The organism is Bacillus sp. T-10(2022) (assembly GCF_056502895.1).
On record NZ_CP113518.1, the window covers coordinates 2,046,535 to 2,068,269 of the forward strand.

Annotated in this window: 23 protein-coding genes and 1 pseudogene; 18 read left to right on the forward strand and 6 right to left on the reverse strand. The window is 36.9% G+C overall.

From position 1 onward, the window contains the following. Nucleotides 1-380 precede the first annotated feature (380 nt). Nucleotides 381-539: pseudogene (locus tag OSJ91_RS10080) on the reverse strand (transposase); the annotation flags it as partial. Nucleotides 540-1,117: 578 nt separating this feature from the next. On the opposite strand from OSJ91_RS10080, the gene OSJ91_RS10085 reads away from it, so the two are divergent. The 10 genes from OSJ91_RS10085 to OSJ91_RS10130 all read left to right on the forward strand — a co-directional run bounded on the left by OSJ91_RS10085 (nt 1,118) and on the right by OSJ91_RS10130 (nt 9,754). Beyond that, complete coding sequence (locus tag OSJ91_RS10085; protein WP_350302109.1) at nt 1,118-2,230, forward strand: ABC transporter substrate-binding protein; 1,113 nt, start codon at nt 1,118-1,120, stop codon at nt 2,228-2,230. Then, a complete protein-coding gene (locus OSJ91_RS10090) occupies nt 2,220-3,053 on the forward strand; it encodes an alkaline phosphatase family protein (RefSeq protein ID WP_350302110.1) in 834 nt (277 codons plus the stop codon). Before OSJ91_RS10085 ends, OSJ91_RS10090 begins: the two co-directional genes overlap by 11 nt. A gap of 116 nt (nt 3,054-3,169) precedes the next feature. Then, nucleotides 3,170-4,024 (forward strand): ABC transporter permease, encoded by an 855-nt coding sequence (locus OSJ91_RS10095; protein WP_350302111.1) that lies wholly within the window; start codon nt 3,170-3,172, stop codon nt 4,022-4,024. Beyond that, a complete protein-coding gene (locus OSJ91_RS10100; RefSeq protein ID WP_485891468.1) occupies nt 4,021-4,893 on the forward strand; it encodes an ABC transporter permease in 873 nt (290 codons plus the stop codon). Before OSJ91_RS10095 ends, OSJ91_RS10100 begins: the two co-directional genes overlap by 4 nt. Then, nucleotides 4,893-5,906, forward strand: coding sequence for an ABC transporter ATP-binding protein (locus OSJ91_RS10105; RefSeq protein ID WP_350302113.1), 1,014 nt, complete (start codon nt 4,893-4,895; stop codon nt 5,904-5,906). Before OSJ91_RS10100 ends, OSJ91_RS10105 begins: the two co-directional genes overlap by 1 nt. A 27-nt stretch (nt 5,907-5,933) precedes the next feature. Beyond that, nucleotides 5,934-6,716: a DeoR/GlpR family DNA-binding transcription regulator gene (locus OSJ91_RS10110; RefSeq protein ID WP_350302114.1), complete on the forward strand. Its 783-nt coding sequence runs from the start codon at nt 5,934-5,936 to the stop codon at nt 6,714-6,716. Between the two features lie 126 nt (nt 6,717-6,842). After that, entirely contained in the window at nt 6,843-7,715 is an 873-nt protein-coding gene (locus OSJ91_RS10115) for a Cof-type HAD-IIB family hydrolase (protein WP_485891469.1), read from the forward strand. A 29-nt stretch (nt 7,716-7,744) separates the two neighbouring features. Continuing rightward, complete coding sequence (locus OSJ91_RS10120) at nt 7,745-8,074, forward strand: DMT family transporter (protein WP_485891470.1); 330 nt, start codon at nt 7,745-7,747, stop codon at nt 8,072-8,074. Nucleotides 8,075-8,104: 30 nt separating this feature from the next. After that, a complete protein-coding gene (locus OSJ91_RS10125; protein WP_063592920.1) occupies nt 8,105-8,425 on the forward strand; it encodes a DMT family transporter in 321 nt (106 codons plus the stop codon). A 378-nt stretch (nt 8,426-8,803) separates the two neighbouring features. Continuing rightward, a complete protein-coding gene (locus OSJ91_RS10130; protein ID WP_350302117.1) occupies nt 8,804-9,754 on the forward strand; it encodes a sugar phosphate isomerase/epimerase family protein in 951 nt (316 codons plus the stop codon). Between the two features lie 315 nt (nt 9,755-10,069). Here OSJ91_RS10130 and mscL read toward each other — a convergent pair whose 3' ends face one another. Continuing rightward, entirely contained in the window at nt 10,070-10,468 is a 399-nt protein-coding gene (gene mscL, locus OSJ91_RS10135; RefSeq protein WP_350302118.1) for a large conductance mechanosensitive channel protein MscL, read from the reverse strand. A 586-nt stretch (nt 10,469-11,054) separates the two neighbouring features. Here mscL and OSJ91_RS10140 point away from each other — a divergent pair. Continuing rightward, nucleotides 11,055-11,405: a hypothetical protein gene (locus OSJ91_RS10140; protein WP_350302119.1), complete on the forward strand. Its 351-nt coding sequence runs from the start codon at nt 11,055-11,057 to the stop codon at nt 11,403-11,405. A gap of 112 nt (nt 11,406-11,517) precedes the next feature. Here OSJ91_RS10140 and OSJ91_RS10145 read toward each other — a convergent pair whose 3' ends face one another. Together OSJ91_RS10145 and abc-f are read right to left on the reverse strand one after the other, a co-directional pair. Beyond that, complete coding sequence (locus OSJ91_RS10145; protein ID WP_485891471.1) at nt 11,518-12,339, reverse strand: DUF2935 domain-containing protein; 822 nt, start codon at nt 12,337-12,339, stop codon at nt 11,518-11,520. Nucleotides 12,340-12,624: 285 nt separating this feature from the next. Next, a complete protein-coding gene (gene abc-f, locus OSJ91_RS10150; protein WP_485891472.1) occupies nt 12,625-14,265 on the reverse strand; it encodes a ribosomal protection-like ABC-F family protein in 1,641 nt (546 codons plus the stop codon). A gap of 690 nt (nt 14,266-14,955) precedes the next feature. Here abc-f and OSJ91_RS10155 point away from each other — a divergent pair. Next, nucleotides 14,956-15,726, forward strand: a complete 771-nt coding sequence (locus OSJ91_RS10155; RefSeq protein WP_485891473.1) for a GH25 family lysozyme — start codon at nt 14,956-14,958, stop codon at nt 15,724-15,726. A gap of 50 nt (nt 15,727-15,776) precedes the next feature. Here OSJ91_RS10155 and OSJ91_RS10160 read toward each other — a convergent pair whose 3' ends face one another. Continuing rightward, complete coding sequence (locus OSJ91_RS10160) at nt 15,777-15,956, reverse strand: H-type small acid-soluble spore protein (RefSeq protein ID WP_034313120.1); 180 nt, start codon at nt 15,954-15,956, stop codon at nt 15,777-15,779. 298 nt (nt 15,957-16,254) lie between these two features. Between OSJ91_RS10160 and OSJ91_RS10165 the strand changes: the two genes are divergently transcribed. Continuing rightward, nucleotides 16,255-16,518 (forward strand): penicillin-binding transpeptidase domain-containing protein, encoded by a 264-nt coding sequence (locus tag OSJ91_RS10165; protein ID WP_485891474.1) that lies wholly within the window; start codon nt 16,255-16,257, stop codon nt 16,516-16,518. A 200-nt stretch (nt 16,519-16,718) separates the two neighbouring features. Then, nucleotides 16,719-17,465: a TerC family protein gene (locus OSJ91_RS10170; RefSeq protein ID WP_350302123.1), complete on the forward strand. Its 747-nt coding sequence runs from the start codon at nt 16,719-16,721 to the stop codon at nt 17,463-17,465. Nucleotides 17,466-17,595: 130 nt separating this feature from the next. Here the strand turns inward: OSJ91_RS10170 and OSJ91_RS10175 are convergent, their stop codons facing one another. Then, nucleotides 17,596-18,735, reverse strand: a complete 1,140-nt coding sequence (locus OSJ91_RS10175) for a LuxR C-terminal-related transcriptional regulator (RefSeq protein WP_485891475.1) — start codon at nt 18,733-18,735, stop codon at nt 17,596-17,598. A gap of 291 nt (nt 18,736-19,026) precedes the next feature. On the opposite strand from OSJ91_RS10175, the gene OSJ91_RS10180 reads away from it, so the two are divergent. From OSJ91_RS10180 to OSJ91_RS10195, 4 genes are all read left to right on the forward strand, one after another. Then, nucleotides 19,027-19,770 carry an SDR family NAD(P)-dependent oxidoreductase gene (locus OSJ91_RS10180; RefSeq protein WP_413020292.1) on the forward strand — a complete coding sequence of 248 codons (744 nt, stop codon included), beginning with the start codon at nt 19,027-19,029 and terminating at the stop codon, nt 19,768-19,770. Nucleotides 19,771-20,082: 312 nt separating this feature from the next. After that, entirely contained in the window at nt 20,083-20,508 is a 426-nt protein-coding gene (locus OSJ91_RS10185) for a DMT family transporter (protein ID WP_350302125.1), read from the forward strand. A 15-nt stretch (nt 20,509-20,523) separates the two neighbouring features. Beyond that, on the forward strand, nt 20,524-21,222 hold the full coding sequence (locus OSJ91_RS10190; protein WP_350302126.1) for a Crp/Fnr family transcriptional regulator: 699 nt from the start codon (nt 20,524-20,526) through the stop codon (nt 21,220-21,222). 18 nt (nt 21,223-21,240) lie between these two features. Continuing rightward, on the forward strand, nt 21,241-21,711 hold the full coding sequence (locus OSJ91_RS10195) for a DMT family transporter (protein ID WP_485891476.1): 471 nt from the start codon (nt 21,241-21,243) through the stop codon (nt 21,709-21,711). Nucleotides 21,712-21,735 lie beyond the last annotated feature (24 nt).

Below are 21,735 nucleotides of genomic sequence, written 5' to 3' on the forward strand. Positions count from 1 at the left end.
GGGATTGATCGAATGTTACGTATTCTAAAATTTTCTCCTTCAATAGAACGAAATTCATAAAATTTAAAAGTGAAAATAAATAAAGAAAACCTAAAATGAGCCTCCTCCTTATATTACCAGATGTAAATGTAAGGAGAGAGGAAATTTAAGATCTTGCTTCAGTAGGGGTAATGGTGATTGGAAAAAAGAAAATGGGTATAATTAATCAAGCAAAATCTTTGTCTTCAAAAAGCTATTAAAATTTGAAATACCGTGGTTTCAGCCCGATTTATCTATCCTTTCTAGTAGGTTTCTGCGCACGGTCAAAGGAAAAAATAAGGATTTTGATTATTTTGAAATAGACCACGATAGAATATGTGATGAATACAACATCCAGGCTATAGGAATTTCAGTCCAACTAAAATAACTCGATCAATACTTGGGCGTCCTACCTCTGAATACATATCTTTCACCAAATCATAAATGAAAGAGAAGTCAAATGCAGCCTCGATTTTACGAACCAAATGGTTCGGTGGCACCAGTTGATCTAACGTAATCATTTCAAGTTGATCTCGCTGAATAGAATATGTTTAGAAAGCATCCTCATCACCTCAAGTTTTAATAGTTCTATTTTAAAACAAAAAAGACTGTAGGCAAAAGGAGTTCTATCTAAAATTTTAAACATAGTTGATTGGAACGGAAGGTGCGAGACTCCTGCGGGAATAGCGAGTCCAAGGGAGACCCCACAGGCGCAAGTGCGCCGAGGAGGCTCCCGGACCGCCCGCGGAAAGCGAGTGCCTGAAGTGGAAATCAACGTCCAAATTTGTACAAACCAAAAAAGACTGTAGACAAACTCGATTTTCATCGAGTTTGTCTACAGTCTGAAACTCTCTTGTATCAAGAGAGTTTTTTTGCATGAAAAGTTATTTAGCTAACAGGGAGTTTTGTTAACGACGAGCTAAAAAGAGGCGGAAAAGGGTGATATGTTTGAATAAAATTTTTTCACATTCTCTTTTATAGACTGATTTACAAAATCTTAACATTTGGTTTATGTGGAATCAATGTTTTCTGATTATGATTAAACCGTAACAAACAGTAATAAACATTAAAAATTCCACACTAAATGGAGGCACTTTTTATGAATCGCACATTCAAGAAGAAATGTTATAAGTCTATTCAAGCTTTGATTTTAGGGGTGAGTGTACTGGGATTAGCTGCTTGTGGAGCTACTAATGAGGAGGCTGCTCCAGTGGTTAAGGATCCAAATTCGTTAACCTTGAAAGAAATTGAAACAAAGGCAAAAGAAGAGGGGACTATTAATAGTGTCGGTATGCCTGATTCATGGGCTAACTGGGGAGAAACTTGGAATGAAGTGATGAAAAATTATACATTGGAACACAATGATACAGATTTGTCCAGTGCCGAAGAGATTGCCAAAATGGAATCTGAAGGAGAGAGTGCAACAGCTGATATCGGCGATGTAGGGATTTCCTTTGGACCAATCGCGGAACAAAAAGAATTAACGATGCCATATAAAACTTCCTATTGGGACGAGGTACCTGACTGGGCAAAAGATGACAATGGAGATTGGGTTGTTGGCTACCAAGGAACGATTGCATTCTTTACTAATAAAGAATTAGTAGATAACCCGCCAAAATCTTGGGATGACATATTAAAAGGAGATTATAAAGTAACAGTTGGAGATGTTCAGCGTGGTACACAGAATCAAATGGCCGTACTTGCTGCCGCTATCGCTTACGGCGGTGATGAAACAAATCTCCAACCAGGAATTGACTTTTTTGCTAAGCTTGCCAAGCAAGGCCGCCTTAGCTTAACTGATGCCAAGCCGGCCAACATCGAAAAAGGGGAAGTGGAAGTTGCCCTTGTTTGGGATTTCAATGCTCTTGGTTACGCTGACCAAATTAACCGCGATCAATTTGACGTCACCATTCCAAGTGAAGGTTCAGTCGTAAGCGGCTACGCAACCATTATTAACAAATTTGCCAAGCATCCGCATGCTGCGATGGCGACTAGAGAATATATCTTAAGCGATGAAGGACAAATTAATTTAGCTAAAGGCTTTGCCCGACCAATTCGCGATGTAGAACTTCCGAAAGAAGTAGCTGAAAAAATGGTTCCAGAAGAACAGTACAAAAATGCAAAACCAATTGAAGATTACAAAGCTTGGGAAGAAACGGCTAAAAATTTACCGCAGATTTGGCAAGAAGAGGTGTTAGTCCATGTCAAATAAAGTAATAGCAATTGTTGTTGATGGTATGAGATACGATAAAGCATGCGAGACACTTGGATTTATTCAGCATTTAGTTGAAACGAACCAAGCGTCACTTTACAAAATTAAGTCGGAGCTTCCAAGTCTTTCCCGTCCAATATATGAAGTGTTGTTAACAGGAACGCCGGCTTCAATGAATGGGATTACGTCCAATCAAGCCATTCGTTTATCTACCGAGAAAAGTCTCTTTCATCTTACGAAAGAAAACGGGTTAAGAAACGGAGCAGTATCTTATTACTGGGTAAGCGAACTTTATAATCGTGCGCCATTCCATTTTATTGAAGACCGTGAGCAAGAAAATGAATCCAATCCAATTCAATACGGAAAATTTTATTGGGACGATGACTATCCAGACAGTCATGTGTTAATGGATGCAGAAGCTTTACGCAGAAAGTATGATCCTCACTTTTTATATATTCATCCGCTCGGTGTAGATGTAAAAGGGGAAATTTTCGGTTCGGAATCGAAAGAATATCGTGAACAAATCTTAAAAATGGGAAGCTTGTTGGCACAACTTTTACCAATTTGGATCAAAGAAGGTTACCACATTTTAATTACATCGGATCATGGCATGAGTGAATATGGCAACCATGGCGGCATAACTGATGGTGAACGTGATGTACCGCTCTTTATCATTAGTCCAAAAGTTGAGCCTGGCGTTTATGGTGAAGTGGTTCCGCAATTAGCTTTTGCACCGCTCGTTTGTGAACTTTTAAATATTGAGCCGTCCGATAAAATGATTTCATATCAATTTCCAGGTCTGAAAGGAAAAGTTACCCTTTAAAAAAGATACATCATCCAAAATAAAAATGAAGAATGAAGGTTGACTGGAATTGGTTTAACGAATGTACTGTTAGACCAATTCCCAAATTGTTAGAGAATATAGAGGAGCGAGAAGTCATGCGAAAAATAAAAAAACAAAAAGTTTACTTATTAGCTCTTTTACTGCCATTTATTATGTTTGTGATTGGATTTGAGATAGGACCATTAGTGGCAATGATTAAAAATAGTTTTTATGCAGATGATGGAATTCAAGTTACGATTGATCAATACTTAACCATATTCAAAAGTGAATTTTACTTACAAGCCATTAAAAATAGCCTGGTCATTTCCTTATTTTCTGCTGTAACTTCTGTGATTGTAGCAGTCATTGTAGCCTATTCGTTTACAAAGTTCTCACAAAAAATAAAAAATCGTTTACTGATGATTACCAATATGGCATCGAACTTTGAGGGGATTCCCCTTTCATTTTCATTTATTATTTTACTTGGAAACAATGGGTTGTTTACGTTGCTTTTTTCTAAGATTGGTGGGGATGTGTTTGCGGATTTTAATTTATATTCATGGACAGGCCTCATTCTTGTTTATATATATTTTCAAATTCCGCTTGCTATTATGCTCATCTACCCGTCTTATCAAGGAATAAAGAAACAATGGAAAGAAGCCTCTTCATTATTAGGAGGATCAACATTATCATTTTGGCTTCACATTGGGATTCCAGTTCTTTTACCTAGTATTGTAGGTACATTCAGTATTTTGTTTGCTAATTCGATGGGAGCTTACGCTACAGCCTATGCATTAGTAGGCAGCAACTATAACTTATTGTCATTGCAAATTGCCTCACTAGTTGCTAGTGACGTTGCATTAAAGCCGCAGCTAGGAAGTGCATTGGGAGTTCTTCTAGCAGCGACAATGATAGGGGCGATGTGGTTCAATGAACGAATGATGCGCCGCATTAGGAGGGATTTACGATGAAATCTTCATTGACTTTTCATAAAGTGATTGTTGGGTTACTAGTTATATATTTATTAATTCCGCTTGTAGGAACATTTTTATTCTCGATTGCCGGTAAATGGGATCATACCATTTTACCTGAGAGTTATACAATGAAATGGTACATTGAATTATTTCAAGATGAACGGTTTTTTGATGCCTTTCGACGAACGCTGTTTTTAATTGTCATGTCTGTAGGTCTTAGTGTTGTTATTATGCTTCCGACTATCTTTATCATCACGGTATATTTCAGTAAATGGGAAGGATTACTTCAAGCAGCAGCTATGCTTCCTTATGGAATTCCTCCCATTGTTGGAGCTGTTGGATTAATCAAGCTATATTCAGATGGACCGATTCAAATTGCCGGAACACCCTGGATTTTAATAGGTGCTTATTTCATAACGATTCTGCCATTTATGTATCAAGGTATTCGTAACAGTCTTCGTACACTTAATGCTGTGCAGCTTGTTGATGCAGCTGAATTACTCGGTGCTACAAAATTCCAGGCGTTTCGCACAGTGGTGTTTCCAAATATTATATCTGGTATTTTAGTGTCAACCTTATTATCAGTCGCTCTTTTATTTAGTGAGTTTGCTTTTGCCAATTTGCTTGTCGGGGGCCGATTTGAAACGCTTCAAATTTTTCTTGCCGACAAACTAAACAGCAGTGGTCACTTAACAAGTGCAATTGTTATTACTTATTATTCAATGATTTTACTTTTAACGGGGATTGTATTAAAACTTACGTTTAAAAACGAAAAAAATCCTGTCGGGTCAAATAAGAAGCGAATTCTTTCATTTTTTAAAAAACATAACTGTAATAAAAATACTGCTTTAGAAGGTGAAAAATAATGAGCTATGTAACCATCGATCAAGTGACTAAGGGGTATGAAAATCAAGTCGTTTTAAATGACATTTCTTTAACATTAAAAAAAGGAGAATTTGCTACACTTCTTGGGCAAAGCGGATGCGGAAAAAGTACATTATTACGTTCCATTGCAGGGCTTGAAGGTGTTGATGTAGGAAGAATCTTAATTGATGGAAAAGATATTACTAATTTATCACCGCGTCAGCGTGAAGTCGGTATGGTGTTTCAGTCTTATGCGCTTTTCCCGAATATGACCGTTTTTGACAATATCGCGTACGGCCTTAAAATGAAGAAGGTAAAAAATATTAAATCAAGAGTGAAAAAGATGATTGATATGGTTGATTTAATAGGAAAAGAAGAGTCTTATCCTCATCAGTTATCTGGCGGACAACAGCAGAGGGTTGCACTTGCCCGAGCGCTTGTCATGGAGCCAAAAGTACTGCTTCTGGATGAGCCGTTAAGCGCATTGGATGCTAAAATTAGAAAAAGTCTGCAAAAAGAATTAAAGAGAATACAGAAAGAATTAGATATTACAACTATTTTTGTTACTCATGATCAGGAAGAAGCAATGACGATGTCTGATAGAATTTTTGTCATGAATAAAGGAAAAGTTGTACAATCCGGTTCTCCATCAGAAATTTATACTTCTCCAGTCAATACATTTGTTGCAAAATTTATCGGAAATTATAATGTTTGTAATATGGAAGTTTTTCATAAACTTGTTCGCAGCACAGAATTAAAAGGGAATGAGGTCGCCATTCGTCCTGAAGTTTTACAATTAGTTTCTGTTGTTGAGGATAGCTTGGATTTACAAGAGAACTGGGGAATTAAAGGGTTTATTAAAGATATTACTATGACAGGGAATGTTTTAAGATATGAAGTAGAAACAGAGGAGTCCGCTTTCCTTGTAGACTATCTTCACCACCGAGGGAAAATGTTTGAGCAAGGAGCACGCGTTCAAATTCTTGTACCGAAGAAAGAATGCATTATTTTATAAATTATTAATGATCATGGGGGAAGAGATATGTCTGTTTTGCCAGAAGAAAGAAAGAATGAAATTTTAAAAGAACTTAACAAAATGGGAAAAGTAAAAGTTATAGAATTAGTTGATCAATTTAATGTTTCAGAGGAAACGATTCGACGCGATTTGATGATATTAGAGGAAAAGGGACTGTTAAAGAGGGTTTACGGTGGAGCGATTAAAACAGTCTTTGAATTTGAGGAGCCTCCATTTACACAGCGTACAACGGTGAATCAAGAAGCGAAAATCAAGGTTGGGAAAAAAGCAGTGGAACTCATTTCCAACGGAGATGTGATTGCCATTGATGTAGGTACAACCATGCTAGAATTTGCCCAGTGTATTGAAAATAAAAAGGACATTACGATTTTAACCAATTCTCTTCCTGTGTCGTCTGTGTTAACCGAATTGCTCAATCAAAATAAGTTTACAGGACAAATTCTATTACTGGGAGGACAAATTGATCCAAAGCATCAATCTATATGCGGGGGTCTCACTGAACAAATGTTAAATCAATTTAATATTGATAAAGCGTTCATTTCAGCTGGTGGTGTTTCCATTCAAAGTGGTGTTAGTAATTATCATTTACGTGAAACATTAGTTTCACGCAAGATGGTCGAGGTATCAAAGCAAGTTATATTGCTAACGGATTACTCTAAAATTGGTGTCGACACCTTTTGTAAAGTTTGTCCTCTAGAAAAAGTAGATGTGATTGTCTGCGAGCAACCATTTCCAGAGGAATGGAGAAATGATTCAAGATTAGAGGAAGTCAATTGGATTCAAGCATAGCCCATAAAAGGATATATCGAGATGGAAGAGGGAGTACTCTCTTTTGTATTTTGATTTTTATTGATAGCAGGTAAAAAAGCTAGAAAGAAAATTTAATAGATAGAATGAGAAAAGGAGCTATATAGCATGAGTTTCATTGCGATAGATTTAGACGGAACATTATTAAACGACCAGAATGAAATTAGTGAAGAAAATATAAAGGCGATTCAATATGCCCAAGATAGAGGCTTTGAAATAGTTATTTCAACAGGACGGGCTTATTTTGACGTTCAAACAATTTGTGAAAAAGCCGGGATTTCCCCATTTGTAATCGGGACAAATGGCGCAACCATTCATTCAAAAAGCGCAAAGTGCATTTCTTCTATTACGATAACAAAAGATCGTGTCGAATCTATTCTCCAATGGTTAGATGAACGGAATTATTATTACGAAGTGTTCACTGATAAAGCCATCTATACTCTTAAAAAGGGAAGAGAACATTTCCAAAATGAGATTAAAAGTTTGAAAAGCGCAGATTTGAATACAGATATGAAAGAATTAGTTGAAATAGCGGAAAGGCAATTTGACCAGTTTGGATATGTTTTAGTTGAAAACTATCATGATATCTTAATACAGGAGGAAGAATTCCATAACATTTTAGCATGTTCTTTTGATGAAAATAAATTAGAGGAAGCATGGAACCAATTCAAAAAGTTTGATGAGTTGATGGTCGTTTCATCTGCTGATCATAACATTGAAATTACTAGTAAAAGAGCTTCAAAAGGAATGGCCCTTGAAAAATTGGCTTTCTTGATGAATGGCTCATTAGATAAGGCTATGGCAATCGGTGACAGCAACAATGATTTATCCATGTTTCAGAAAGTTGGATACAGCGTAGCGATGGGAAATGCAAAAGATGTCATAAAAAATGCTTGTACAACGACAACCCTTAAAAATGATGAAAATGGGGTAGCTTATGCGATTTATCGATATATGGAGAACTTCGTGGTTCAAAAATAAGTGTCAATGCCAAAGGGGAGAGCGATAAAATGGCATGGATATATATCATAATGGCAGGACTTTTGGAAATTGTCTGGGTGATTGGTCTTAAATATTCACACGGATTCACCAAAATTATACCTAGTATATTTACGGTAGTTATTATAATCTTTAGTTTCTTTTTACTTTCAAAAGCTTTAAATTCAATACCCTTAGGAACTGGTTACGCCATTTTCACTGGATTGGGAACGGTGGGAACTGTAGTAACTGGGATGCTTTTTTTGGGTGAGACCATTAATCCACTGAAAGTATTTTTTATGGCTTTAATGATATTGGGGATGATTGGAATAAAAGTCCATCCAGCACAACCTAAACATTAAAGGAAATGAACTGATATAGGGGATGATTCAATGGCTTGGTTTTTTCTTATTATTGCCGGATTTGCCGAAATCGGTAGTGTTATAAGCCTGAAACGTGCAGACGGCTTTAAAAAATTGCTCCCCTCTGTAGCGTGTCTTTTTTTGGGGAGTTTAAGCTTTTATTTTCTATCCTTGTCATTAACTTCTCTTCCAGTGGGGACTGCCTATGCAATATGGACCAGTATCGGCTCTGTTGGAAGTGTTTTAGCAGGAATGATCTTCTTTAATGAACCTAGAAGCTTAAGATTAAACCTATTCATTATGTGTATCATTGCAGGGGCTATAGGCATCAAAATCACTTCTGGACATTAAACTAAAAAAAATGCCCTTTAATTTTAGACTAATAGTTGACTCCCATAAGGTGCGGGAGTCATTCTATTTAGGCTCCATTGGTAAAGAATTGTTTTCTTCCATATACACTTAAATTGATTAGTATAACTATTCAAAATTAACCAAAATGATATGTTAAGCGGACCGGTAGAAATAAGTTGTGCAACAGTTTCTATAGCCTGCTTAGTTGGATATGCTCCTTCTATGTTTGTATTTATTCTTTATGGAAGCATGTTAGGTCGATCACCAGCAATCAATGGGTTTATTATAAGCAGCTTAGTTAAAATCGCAAACAACAAGAAAAAAGAAACCAACAAAATTTCCAAGAAAACTTAATGCTTAATTAAAGGTGGGGAAAAAATGAAAATTGGATTAGAAACAGAAAGCTATCACTTGCAATTTATTACGGGTCGAATGGATATTTTCGGTTTTATCAGAAAAACAGCTGAATTGGGATTAGACGGAGTCATGATCAATATTGTTCCATGGCCAGGGTTGTCAGGATGGGGTACATTAGAATCATTTGAGCCGGAATATTTAGAGAAAGTAAGAAAAGAAATTCAAAAGTATGGATTTTTCGCTGAAATAGACACAAATGGAAGCGATCCGGAACATCTAAAAAAGGTCATTGAAGCAGCACATAGAATCGGAGCGGATGTGATTCGCACGTATACATGCTTAGGAGAGTATGATCCGGAAAGATTGAAAAAAGCACCAGGAGATATTAAACAAATTGTACCATTATTAGAGAAATACAGGATAAAACTAGCTGTGGAAAATCATGAGGAAGAATTAACAGATGAGGTTATCCAAATTATAAATGAAGTCAACAGCCCTTGGGTTAGCGCTCATTGTGATGTGGGCAACGGAATGATGGCATGGGAGGATCCGGTTGAAGCTGTAAGAAAATTAGCGCCATATGCATTCACAACCCATTTTAAAGATCATATTATCATTCATGACGGCGAGGATTATAGGGTATGTGGTGTACCAGTAGGGACAGGTAATATTGATACAGAAGAGTGTTTTAAAATACTGGTTGAGAAATCTACCCTAACTAGAATCAACGTTGAAATGTGTTTTCCATATGCCATCAATTTTAAGAGAGAGCTTGGTGCTGGCGGAGTCTTTGCGGTTGGAGAAGGAGCTTTCAAAGTTGAACAACCTCCTTATGATTTAAGTGTCATTAAACCATTGGATTACTATTATCCTCCAAAAGAACTTTTAGAACAAATGATTGAAGATCAAGAAAAAGGTACAGTACAATCGGTTAAGTATACCCTTGCCTTACGCGATAAATATTGCCGATAAATAATATGTTGAAGCAGGAGGATGCCTTATATTATCCCATAATCCAATGTTAGTTTTTCGAAATAGCTGATTGTTGTATAATTTTGTTCAAATAAAGATGTTATAAATTATTGCAGCAGTTCCAGCTGATACTTGCTATTGGGTTGATAGAGAGACTCTTTTGATTGCCAACATTACTGTCACTTTGCCACGAATTCCGACACACTGTTCTTTAATAAGTGTCGCATGTCTTGTTAAAGTAACGGATACGCAGTTCATTATGACTTTAACCAGCCCCTCTCGATTAAGAGAGGGGCTTTATCTTATTCTCAATACTTATGATGTTTCATCCTGCCGTGAATTTTTTTGTAAAAGATCACGGATTTCCTTTAAATATTGCTCGGATGCCGGTACCGCTTCCAATACCTCTTCCTCGTTCGCTTGTTTTTTTCTAATAAGAGAATTCGCTACCTTCATAAACATGAAAATCGCAAACGAAATGATCAAGAAATCAATCACAGCTTGGATAAATTCACCGTATTGAACTACTGCGTTTCCAACTGTAATCTTTAACGAAGAAAGATTGATCCCCCCTAATAAAATTCCTATTAGCGGTGTGATAATATTATTGACTAGTGATGAAACGATCTTCCCAAAAGCAGCACCCATTACTACAGCTATTGCAAGTTCGAGAACGTTTCCTTTGGTAATAAACTCCCTGAATTCCTTTATCATCGTAACTACACCTTTCTTTTTTCAATTGATAAAAGCATATCAGAAACATGGTGAAAATTGAATAGTGTAAGAGGCATCCATAATTCAAAAGATAGGACCATCCATCCGTTTAATCATTTGAATCCGTTAATATAATGCAATGGCGGCACTCCGATCAAAGGAGATAGAATGCAATTTTCCATTCGAAACCATTAAAGAGCCGTTATAATAGCAGGTCTTATTGTAGAATTATTTAAGAATGGTCAGGGAACAAAGCAAAAAAGTGATTTAAGGCAGAGCGGGGACGACTAAGGCGACAATTTTCAATGTCTAGAAGGCAGGTAAAGCCGTTCTCATCAACTTGAGGAAGGGGGTGAATATAAATGTATTATTTTGGCGATAATTATATTATTGTACTACCCCCTAAGTGGTACTCCTCCATTGTTAAAAGCCCTTCTCTTAATCGAGAGGGGTTTTTTTTGTGTTAATTTTTATATTCGGGATACTGTGCGGCACTCAAAAGGGAAGTGTGTATCGACCTTTTTGAAGATAAAGGAGGATTTTACGTTTCGTTTGAAGAATGTTTTGACGAATGGGGGTGGAATAATTGCGACATGAAATTGAACAGGATTTAACTAAAGAAGATATTTTTAGAATGATTGTTAAGCACCTTGATGTATTTCCATTGACTAGTGTAGAGGCAATCAGAGAAGTGATCAGAAGTTCATTAAATCAAAGAGGCTTGATAGGGGGGATAACCAAACAAACAGGAGCCGCTTCTTTAACATTTAACCGGAAAATATCAGACCAAGATATCCAATTCATAAATGACTGTATTTGTGATCTATTAAATAGCCGCATTATCCAACCTGGTATTAATGATGATAATCTGGATTTACCATGGATTTCTGTATCTGATAAAGAGAAACTTAAAACATTGGTGAACTCACTGTCTTAACTTTTTACATATAAAAGCCCTTCTCTAAATCGAGAGGGGCATATTTTAGGTTAGAATTTCTTTATCCGGTAATTTCAATTTTCTATATCCTTCATACTCAATTAATTGCATTTTAACCTGTAAGATGGGATTCAAACATATCAATAATTTCAAGGAAACGTTCGGCCTCACGGAAAACGTGATCAGCCAATAGTGGATGAATGATGCTCTTGATTTTGCATTCTTCGATTAAATCTCTGGCGGTTTTCTTAAAGTCTCGAAGTGATACTACGGAAACACGGTTCTGATCTAGAAATTGATCCAGAAGAGGGGCCGTCTGAGATTGCGGTTTCATGGACTCTAAGTCTACGGCTTGAAAGACTAATTGATCAAAATCATTACTAAAGTTTCGCGCCATATCCACCAGCTTTCTTTCCGATGGATCAAGGAGATGTCCAATGAATTTTGCATGATCCGCCATTATTCTTAAAAAGAAAACATTTTCCTTGATGATGGCATCTGCAAGTGGTTTCAATTTACCTTCATTTAATTCTATTAATCGTTTTCTAAAATAATTGGCTTCTCTGCTTGTATGGTCGACTAGAAGTGGGAAGTTGTTTGCACCAGGCAGTTTACAGGTGAGTATTAATCCTAATACCTTCCTTTTAAACAAAAATATGCCTGTGGCAGCTTGTTGCACCTCCGCGTTAAATCTCCTGATCTGTTCTGGATCAGCTTGATTTGTAAATGAATGGGATTGCTGTTCTATCCGTTCAAATATAAGATAAAACTGATTAGCTTCCTCAATTAGCTGTGTATCTTCACATCTAAAACCTAGTCTCAGAAATAACGAGTGTTCCTTCATTATTCTTGACCAAAAACGAATCTCATCTAAAGAGCGTTCAACAAACATTCCAGAGTTTTTCCTCATATTTTCCTGTGTGTTCTCACTCATAACTAAGCCCCCCTCTTAAAACATATCCATCATTCAATCTTATTAACAAGGGGGCATTAGTATTCTGCTCAATTTGTAAATCAAATCATTTACTAATATCTTTTTAGCACCTCAAACCAATTGGTTGATGGCCAAGGTGTGTAAAAAATTCCTGAATGATCGGAGACTGTACTTTATTAAATATTCAATAATACTTCGGCAGGACTCCATGGTAATATCTAAAAAACCCTTAGAGCTAATTCATTCTAAGGGTTATCATCCAGCACATTAAGTTACAGTTGATAATCATTTGTCACCAAGTTCGTTTATTTTTTTCGTAAGCGCATTAAACTTCTTATCGAGTTCTGGGTACGCTTTATCGTTTGGAGTCATAAAGCTAAGCTTTCCCAAAACTTCCTGTCTTTCTGTTTCAAGTGTTAATCGCAGTTCTTCCAAATCATCTCTTTTTGAGGATGATGGTTCATACAATTGTTTTTGTATGCGATTATTCGAAATGACAAGTTTGCTGCTTGTCGTTTTTTCGAGAAAATATCGATCATGCGAAACGACGATTAGCGTTCCAGTATACTGTGCTAAGGTTTCTTCAAGTTGTTCCCGTGAAGCTAAGTCCAGATGATTTGTCGGCTCATCCAAAATAAGCACATCTTTTTCTTCTAAGATATATTCCATTAACTTACATTTGACCCGTTCACCCATACTCATATTCTTCATAGGTTCTGTCCAATGAGACGCCGTGAAGCCTAAATGCTTCATTAAAGTTTGAACATTCCCTCTCGACTCGAATGTAACTTTATGAAAAAGCTGGGCGGGTGTTAATTCAAGTGGTAAATCAAATACTTCTTGCGTCAGATAGCCTATTTTTGCAGATGGTGAAATCCATACATCGCCCGCAAAAGTTTCATGTCCAACAATTATTTTTAATAATGTCGTCTTTCCGCTGCCGTTGGGGCCTATAATGGAAATCTTCTCACCATGCTGAATCGTGAAATTGACGTTTTCAAACAGTGTTCGCCCGCTATAAGTCTTAGTTAAATTCTTAACTTCCAAAAAACGTTTTCCCGTCTTGTTTTTTGTTTTAATTGAAAAGCGTACAGTATATTCTGATTCAACAGGTTCAGCTTTTGCTTTTTCAAGCTCTTTTTCAAGACGCTTTTGTTTAGATTTTACCTGTGCATCCATTCGCTTTGCTTTCACGCGATAGTATTCCTTAACTCCTTCCTTTTTCGTCGACTGAGAATGGGCTTTTTTTGACCAAGAATTGATTTCATTCATTTGTCCCTCGATCCGTTCAACCATTTTTTGCTGTTTTTCATACTCACGTTGTTGTGTAAGTCTTTTCTGTTTACGAACCTCCATATAACTAGAATAATTCCCTCTGTGCTCAATTAGCTTTTTATCTTCAATCGACCAAATTTTCGTTGCAACAGCATCCAAAAAATAACGATCGTGCGAAACAAAAATAATGGTACCTCTATAATATTTAAGTTGTTCATTGAGGAATCCTAAACTGGCCTCATCAAGATGGTTCGTCGGTTCATCTAATAGTAAAAGGTCTGCATCTTTAGAAAGTCCTTTTGCTAGCCGGGCTTTGAGTTTTTCTCCTCCGCTTAATTGTAGGAAGTCATGGCTTGGTACATGCATTTTATCCAGTAATTTAACTTCGGTAGGCGTCTTATCTTCTGAAGAATGCGACTCGACTTCTTGTTCAACCATAAAAACTTTCAAGTCTTGCTGCAGCCATTGGATTCGTCCATGTGCAGGCTCTAAATCATTGTTAATTAATTGCAGCAACGTAGATTTACCGGCACCATTTTTGCCAATGATACCGATGATTTCCCCTTGTTGAACACTAGCATTAACATTTTTAAAAATGTTATGGTCCAATATTTCAAAGCTGATATTGGTTAATTTTAATAGTTCTTTCATATAATTATCCCTCTCCTTAAAGGGAGAATAAAAAAAATCCTCCCAGTTCATATGGAAGGATTAGCCGTACCTGTACATTATCAAATAAGAGCTATTTTCATGATAGCTCTACAATTTATAGAAAATGGGCAGACTAATCCTATTTCGTATGATTTGAAATATGTGATTTCAAATTTTAAAAATAAGATTAGTTAATCATCGGCCACCCATCATCCCTTCTGATATTAATAAAATCAGTATAGCATAAAATAATCTTTGAAAACAAAAGGAAGCAGCATAATACTTTGCTTTCAATTTAAATTTAAGGCTGTTTTAACATACTTTGTTGCTATTTACCAAGTAGTGAGGTGTGGTTGATTTCCCCTCCAGATGCTCGCTTTCCGCGGGGCGGGCGGTGAGCCTCCTCGGCGTAAACGCCTGTGGGGTCTCACCTGTCCCGCTGCTCCTGCAGGAGTCTCGCACTTCCGCTCCAATCAACCTTAAATAGTTTCGTTTTAAAAACAACAATCTTTACTAAAAGAGCCAAATTTAAAGATTTATAATTGTTTTAACTCAATCAAATATCTTAATATAAGGTGGGCAGTGGGCAACGGGACTGCATTTATCACTATATGATGTTTTTATAAGGGATATGTTAAAATCATAAAACATTTACCCCCATAGGGTTGTATCCTTAAGGAGGACTTTAATATGGAATATATCAAGGGAATCGATGTTTCACATTGGCAAGGTGCTATAAATTGGGAGGAAGTTGCAAAGGCAGGCGTGAAGTTCGTGTTCATTAAAGCAACAGAGGGAACGAGTTATTCTAAGCTATCCTATTTCAAAGAAAATGCACCAAAAGCATTGGCAGCGGGATTGAAAGTCGGGGCCTATCACTATGCTAAGTTTGCAACTGTTGCAGAAGCAAAGGCTGAGGCTGTTTATTTTTTAGATTCAATCAGCTCTTTCGCTTTAAATTATCCTGTTGTTCTCGATCTTGAGGAAAATAAAAAAAAGGCAAATAAAAAAACGCTGACCGATGCCGCAATCGCATTTTTAGAAGCCATTGAAAAAGCTGGATACACGTCTATGCTGTATACTGGTAAATACTTTCTCGAAAATACTTTAGATGAATCAAGGTTGAAGAAATACGCATTGTGGATTGCCAGATATAACAGCACGTTGGGACGTAGCACAGATATATGGCAGCATTCTGATTCAGGTAAGGTAAGTGGGATCAGCACAAAGGTGGATTTGAATATAGCCTATAGGGATTTTACAAATACAATAAATACTTTTAGGACGCACAACTCCCGTGCATTTAAAACTGAAACAACCACAACTTATACAGTTACAAAAGGCGACACACTTAGCTTCATTGCAAAAAAACATAAAACAACGGTAAAATCTCTAGTTAGTCTTAACGGAATTAAAGACCCCGACAAAATTTATATCGGTCAAAAATTAAGGTTGAAATAAGTAAAGGCTCTTCTCATTACGAGAGGAGCTCAGTTTTTAATGGATATTCCTTAGATTTCTTTAAGTTCGTCAATGGCTACGTCTGATCTTTCCTCTAATGGGCCTCTTAGATGTACTGTAGCCGTTCTTCCATCTTCATTTAAATTATCAATCCATACTGAAGTGCCATTATACCTTACCTCAATGTCAGATGAAGAAGAAAGAATCTGTTTTACACGCTTAGCATCCATATAAATCCCTCCCTTAATTAGTCTACCTATTATTTGGGAAAACCATTGATTTTATTCATTTGTTTAATATTGCACTAGATCATATAAGGCGCAATGATGTTTAACGTTCCATCTTATCCGCCGTGCTATTTTTTAATTAAGCATATAATGTAAAGATGAGAATTCTTAATCTTAAAAATATTGAGTTTATCTGATAGAATGGATAGGATTGTAAATGAATTTTTGAGGTGATGAATTTGAAAAAACGCAGGCTTCTGGCAGCCTCCATTCGACTCTCTCCAATGTCACGGGCCATTGCTTGATAATACCAAACAACGGTTTTCATGACATTCTTATCAAAAGGAAGATTCTCTCCATTAAAAGGATGATGATCCAGACTGAAGGGGACAGCTATACACTTTACGGAAAAACAGGGCAGGGGACAAACATTGGCTGGTATGTTGGTTTTATTGAAACAAAGGGAAGTGACTATGTTTTTGTAACGAATATCTCCGGTACATCGGCTGAAGCTAGGGATATCACAAGGGACATTTTACAGAAATATCATTTAATGGCAGAATAGGTATGGAGTTGGTGATTGCCGAAGTGTGAAGATATAAATGCCAATGTGAACTAAGGCTAAGCAAAATGGAATATGTTATAGAGCTAATGGGACGTTAGGGTTGAATAAGGAAGTAGATAAGATGGGACAATATTGAGGAGAAAGTGTTGTTGGGTTTGAAGTCATATACGCATTCTTATACATGCTTTTAGGGGGGTATCATGGAACTATCGTTATTATTGGAATATGGCTGGGTGTTAATTATTCTAATTTTTTTAGAAGGTTTATTATCTGCAGATAATGCATTGGTGTTAGCCATCATGTCAAAGCATTTACCAAAAGAACAGCAAAAAAAAGCGATTAATATTGGGTTGCTTTTGGCTTTTATATTTAGAATTGGTGCAATCTTCATCATTTCGTACCTTTTCCACGTTTGGCAAGTTCAAGCAATCGGGGCTGCATATTTGATTTTCATCTCATTAAAGCATTTACTAAAAAGGGACCACGGTGACAAAGAAAAAAAAGGGAAAAGCTACCGTATGACAGTTGCGCAAATTGCATTAGCTGATATTGCATTTGCTATTGATTCCATTTTAGCTGCAGTCGCTCTTGTCATTGCCTTGCCAGATACACCAATGGGTGATATAGGAGGTATGGATGGGGCTAAATTCATTGTTATTTTATTAGGTGCAATTGCAGGTTTAATCGTCATCCGGTTTGCTGCAGGATACTTCGTTAAGATCCTGACGGAGCGGCCTAGCCTCGAAACGGCAGCCATGTTAATCGTTGGTTGGGTAGGGGTTAAGTTATTAATGCATACCCTTGCGCATCCAGCCGTGCACATTATCTCTCACGATTTTGTTGAAGGACCGATTTGGAATATAATCTTTTGGTCAGTCATGCTTCTTATTGCTATCGGCGGATGGTTTTTATCTGGAAAAACAGAGAAAAAAAGTGAAGTTGAATAAAGGATATTCTTTTGTAATAAATGAAAAATTCAAGAAGATCAAAGACCGAAAAAAATTTTTCGGTCTTTTTTTGGCCCTCTATATAGATTCGTTAATGACAAATCGTCATAAGCTGTTGATTGATTCAATTTTATTTCAATAGACCTAACCGAAACCCATAAACTACTGCCTGTGTACGGTTTTTAGCTTTAAACTTTGTCATTAAACTGCTTACATAATCTCTAACGGTATGCTCGCTTAATTGCAATAATTCGGCCATTTTTTTATTGTTATAGCCCTCCGCCAGCAAATTTAAAATCATGGATTCACGTTCCGTCAATTGTATGTCGGTACCAATTGATACCTCATCATCCTTTCTTGATAAATATAATCCGAGCCTTTTTCCGACCTGTTCAAGTAAAGTCAGTTCATCTATTGAATAATTGAATTCCTCCCCTAATTGATCAAAGGTCAGCCAGCCGAACACTTGCTGGTTATGAACAATCGGTACAAAAATGACAGATGAAAGATTAAATAGCTGTATATGTTCCTCTTTAATGTAAATATGGGGATTCTTAATAAATACCGGCTTTTTTGAATTGAATACCATGGATTGCCTGGAGCTGACGTGTCCCCTCATACTCTGAACTTTTGGCAGCTCGGATCCAATGGTGCCATGAAATTGATTGGACCAAGGAATATAAGCATAAAAAACACATCTTTTATAGTTAAAGAACTCCTCACATTTTTTTAGGATAAAAGCAAAATCCTTAAATCCTGCTGAGATAATTAAAAGTTCATCTAATTGGTCCAGTAGCTGCAGTCTTTTAAGTTCTGCATTCTCTTGTTTGGTTTTGGGATGTTGCTCTGGTTCGTCGCCCGTCCACTTGTTATAGCTATGGATGAGATGAGAGAAAATGGATAATAGGAACATAAGAATGGAAAGGGTTTGGGCATGTTTCAGGTTTACCATTAAGGTAACAATCGACTTTTCAAAGATTAATCGGAACATGCTGAAATGATTATCATTTAAAAGGGGTAAATGTAATTGTAGCCAAGAATCCAAGTGCTCTTCGTATGTGTCATTTATGTCGTCGATATTTGGAGCGGATAAAAATAGTAAAAATGATTCCAGTAATGTTTGTATCATCTTTCGTTCAGGTTCTAATATGAAGGGTTCTAGATTCAAATAAATATTGATATTTTCTTGAATCTGTTTGTTATGGCTTTTAATGAATAATATGAATTGCTGCAATGTTATTTCTTCATATGCATGAAAGGGATGAGCCATGTGAATTCCTTCTCCTTAAAACAAAATACCCTATAAAAAGGGGGGACTAACCATATTATTATACAGCAGTTTATAGGATAGTAATTCAAATTGTAAGGAGTAAAATAAAAAATGTATGAACACAGAATGAAGCTATTTGATGGCCAGTCTATTTCAATCAAGGATTTCAACAATGTAGTCAGCTTTTTGCTTGTATAAGAATGGTCGTCTATGGAGAACCCTAGGGATGGAGATTTCTGGTGTTTAAGGAATCTGTTGCGTAGAAAATAAGAAAAGGAGTCTGGTAATATGATGAGACTTGAAAACAAAGTGGCAATCGTAACAGGGGGAGCAAGCGGGATTGGAGCAAGCACGGCTCAATTATTTGCAGAAGAAGGAGCAAAGGTGGTCATTGCCGATTTTGCTGATCATGGACAGGCTGTGTCAGAAGAGTTAAATGGAAAAGGGTATGATACTCTTTTTGTTAAAACTGACGTGACGAATGAAAATGACGTAAAGAATATGATCGAAGAGACGGTTAATAAATATGGAAAACTGGATATCATGTTCGCAAACGCAGGAATTGCAAGAGACGGAAACATTCATGAGTTAAGCTATGAGCAATGGCAAAAAACAATTGATATTAATTTATCCGGTGTCTTCCTATCCGATAAATATGCGATAGAGCAAATGCAAAAACAAGCTACTGGCGGCGCCATTGTCAATACAGGTTCCATCCATAGCCATGCAGGGAAACCGGGGGTAACAGCCTATTCTGCTGCGAAAGGTGGGGTCAAACTATTAACACAAACGTTAGGTTCGACTTATGCGAAAGATGGCATTCGTGTCAATGCAGTTTGCCCTGGATATATAGATACTCCACTTATTGCCGAAGCACAAGGTGAAATAAGACAAGGTTTGATCGATTTACATCCAATCGGCCGTTTAGGCAGAGCGGAAGAAGTGGCGAAAGCCGTTCTCTTCCTTGCTAGTGACGATGCATCATTTGTTACAGGCACAAGTCTTATTGTTGACGGCGGATATACCGCAGTTTAAATTTTAAGGATTATTCGCTCTGTCTCTCAAACAGTCAAATTAGGTTTGAGGTGCCAATTAATAGAGCTTCTTCTGTAAGATGAGTGGTGTTCGTACACCCAAATCATACTGGAGGGCTCTTTTTTACATATAACGAAATATTCCCGGGAATACTAATAAAATTTCAAACGATACAAGCCTTTTATTTCGAGAATTTTAAGTTGAAAATCAATTTTTCGTAAAAATTAAAAATGGAAATGGGACATATGTCCTTTCTCTGCACTCCACTTCCGTATTTTAATTATAGAAGAATCTCATAGAGGAGGAGTCAGGGTGAAAGGGATCATATCTTCCATAATTGCAGGAGTGTTTATTTCATTGCAAGGAGTGTTTAATTCAAGAATGAGTGAGGAGTTAAGTGAGTGGCACACTACCGCGCTTGTACATCTCGTAGGATTTATTTTTTCTATCATTATTTATTTATTCGTCCGTGATGGAAGGGCGGAGGGGTTTCAGGAGGTTCCCATTTTATACCTGCTTGGAGGAATGCTCGGCGTCGTGATTGTGTTAGGAGAAATGACTGCGATCAATCAAATAGGCATGTCTTTCGCAATAGCAACCATTTTAATTGCACAGCTTATATGTGCTTTCATTATCGATACAAGGGGACTATTCGGAATGATCAAGATGAAGGTGTCGATTCAACAAGTTATTGGAATGGCTATGATGTTAATGGGTGTAGTCATATTTAAACTGTAAAAAGGTGATAGAACATTGAAAAAATTAAAAAATAGTTCAGGTCTCAATAAATATCTCGAACAATATGAGCTGAATATGATTTTTTCTGAAGAATTGAAGGAGAAAATATCTCTCTATCAATTCCATAATGGAGAAATTTTATGTTCAAAGGGTGAGGATATTCATTATATGTATTTTCTCGTAAAGGGAAAGGTGAAGATTTTTACAACTTCACCCGAAGGAAAATCGTTAATTGTTCGGTTTAAAACGCCATTGGCCCTTATTGGAGATGTGGAATATATAAAAGGGATGGAAGTACTCCATACAGTTGAGGCAGTCAGTGAAGGTTATGTAATCGGTATTCATTTTGATGATTTACGAACGATGGAAACGAACCGATATGAGTTTTTGCATTTTTTATTGGAGATTGTTACACAAAAGTTTTACACAGAATCCCATGCCGCAAGTTTGAACAGGCTCTACCCTGTCGAAGTACGTCTTGCAAGCTATCTGTTATCTCTTTCATCAGAAGGGAGCGGCTCCATGTTTCATAAAGAAATGAACACTTCGAATCTGACCGAAATAGCAGACCTCATAGGAACAAGCTATCGGCACTTAAATCGTGTCATCCATAAACTCTGTGGAGAAGGTATCATTCAAAGAAAAAAAGGAATTCTTTATATTAAAGATTTATCGCGGCTACGGGAAAGGGCGGAGGGCAATATATATGAATGAGTCAGGAGGCTGTATCTAATGCAAGGAATTATGTTTGCCGTAGTAGCTGGTGTCTTCATCAGTCTGCAAACGGTCCTTAACACTAGAGTTAGTGAAAAGGTAGGAGCTTGGGCAACAACCACGATTGTTCTCGGGCTTGGTTTCATCTCATCACTATTCATTTTTATTATCATGGATGATACGAACCTGTTAGCGATTGGGCACATAAACAAGCTGTATCTATTAAGTGGAGTCTTGGGAGTTGTGCTCGTCTATTGCATCATGCAGGCAATCCGGATCCTAGGACCGGCCTATGCCATATCAATTGTACTTGTCGCGCAACTGACGATGGCAGTTCTGATTGACACCTTAGGGTGGTTCGGATTTGAAAGAGCCCCGTTAACCCTAAATAAATTGATCGGGATCGGGATCATGATATCGGGAATCATCATGTTTAAGATGAAAAAGAACCTTGTCCAACAATTGAAAGAGAGTTTCTTTTTCAAATAAGCTCAGAATCAAAATAATATGGCA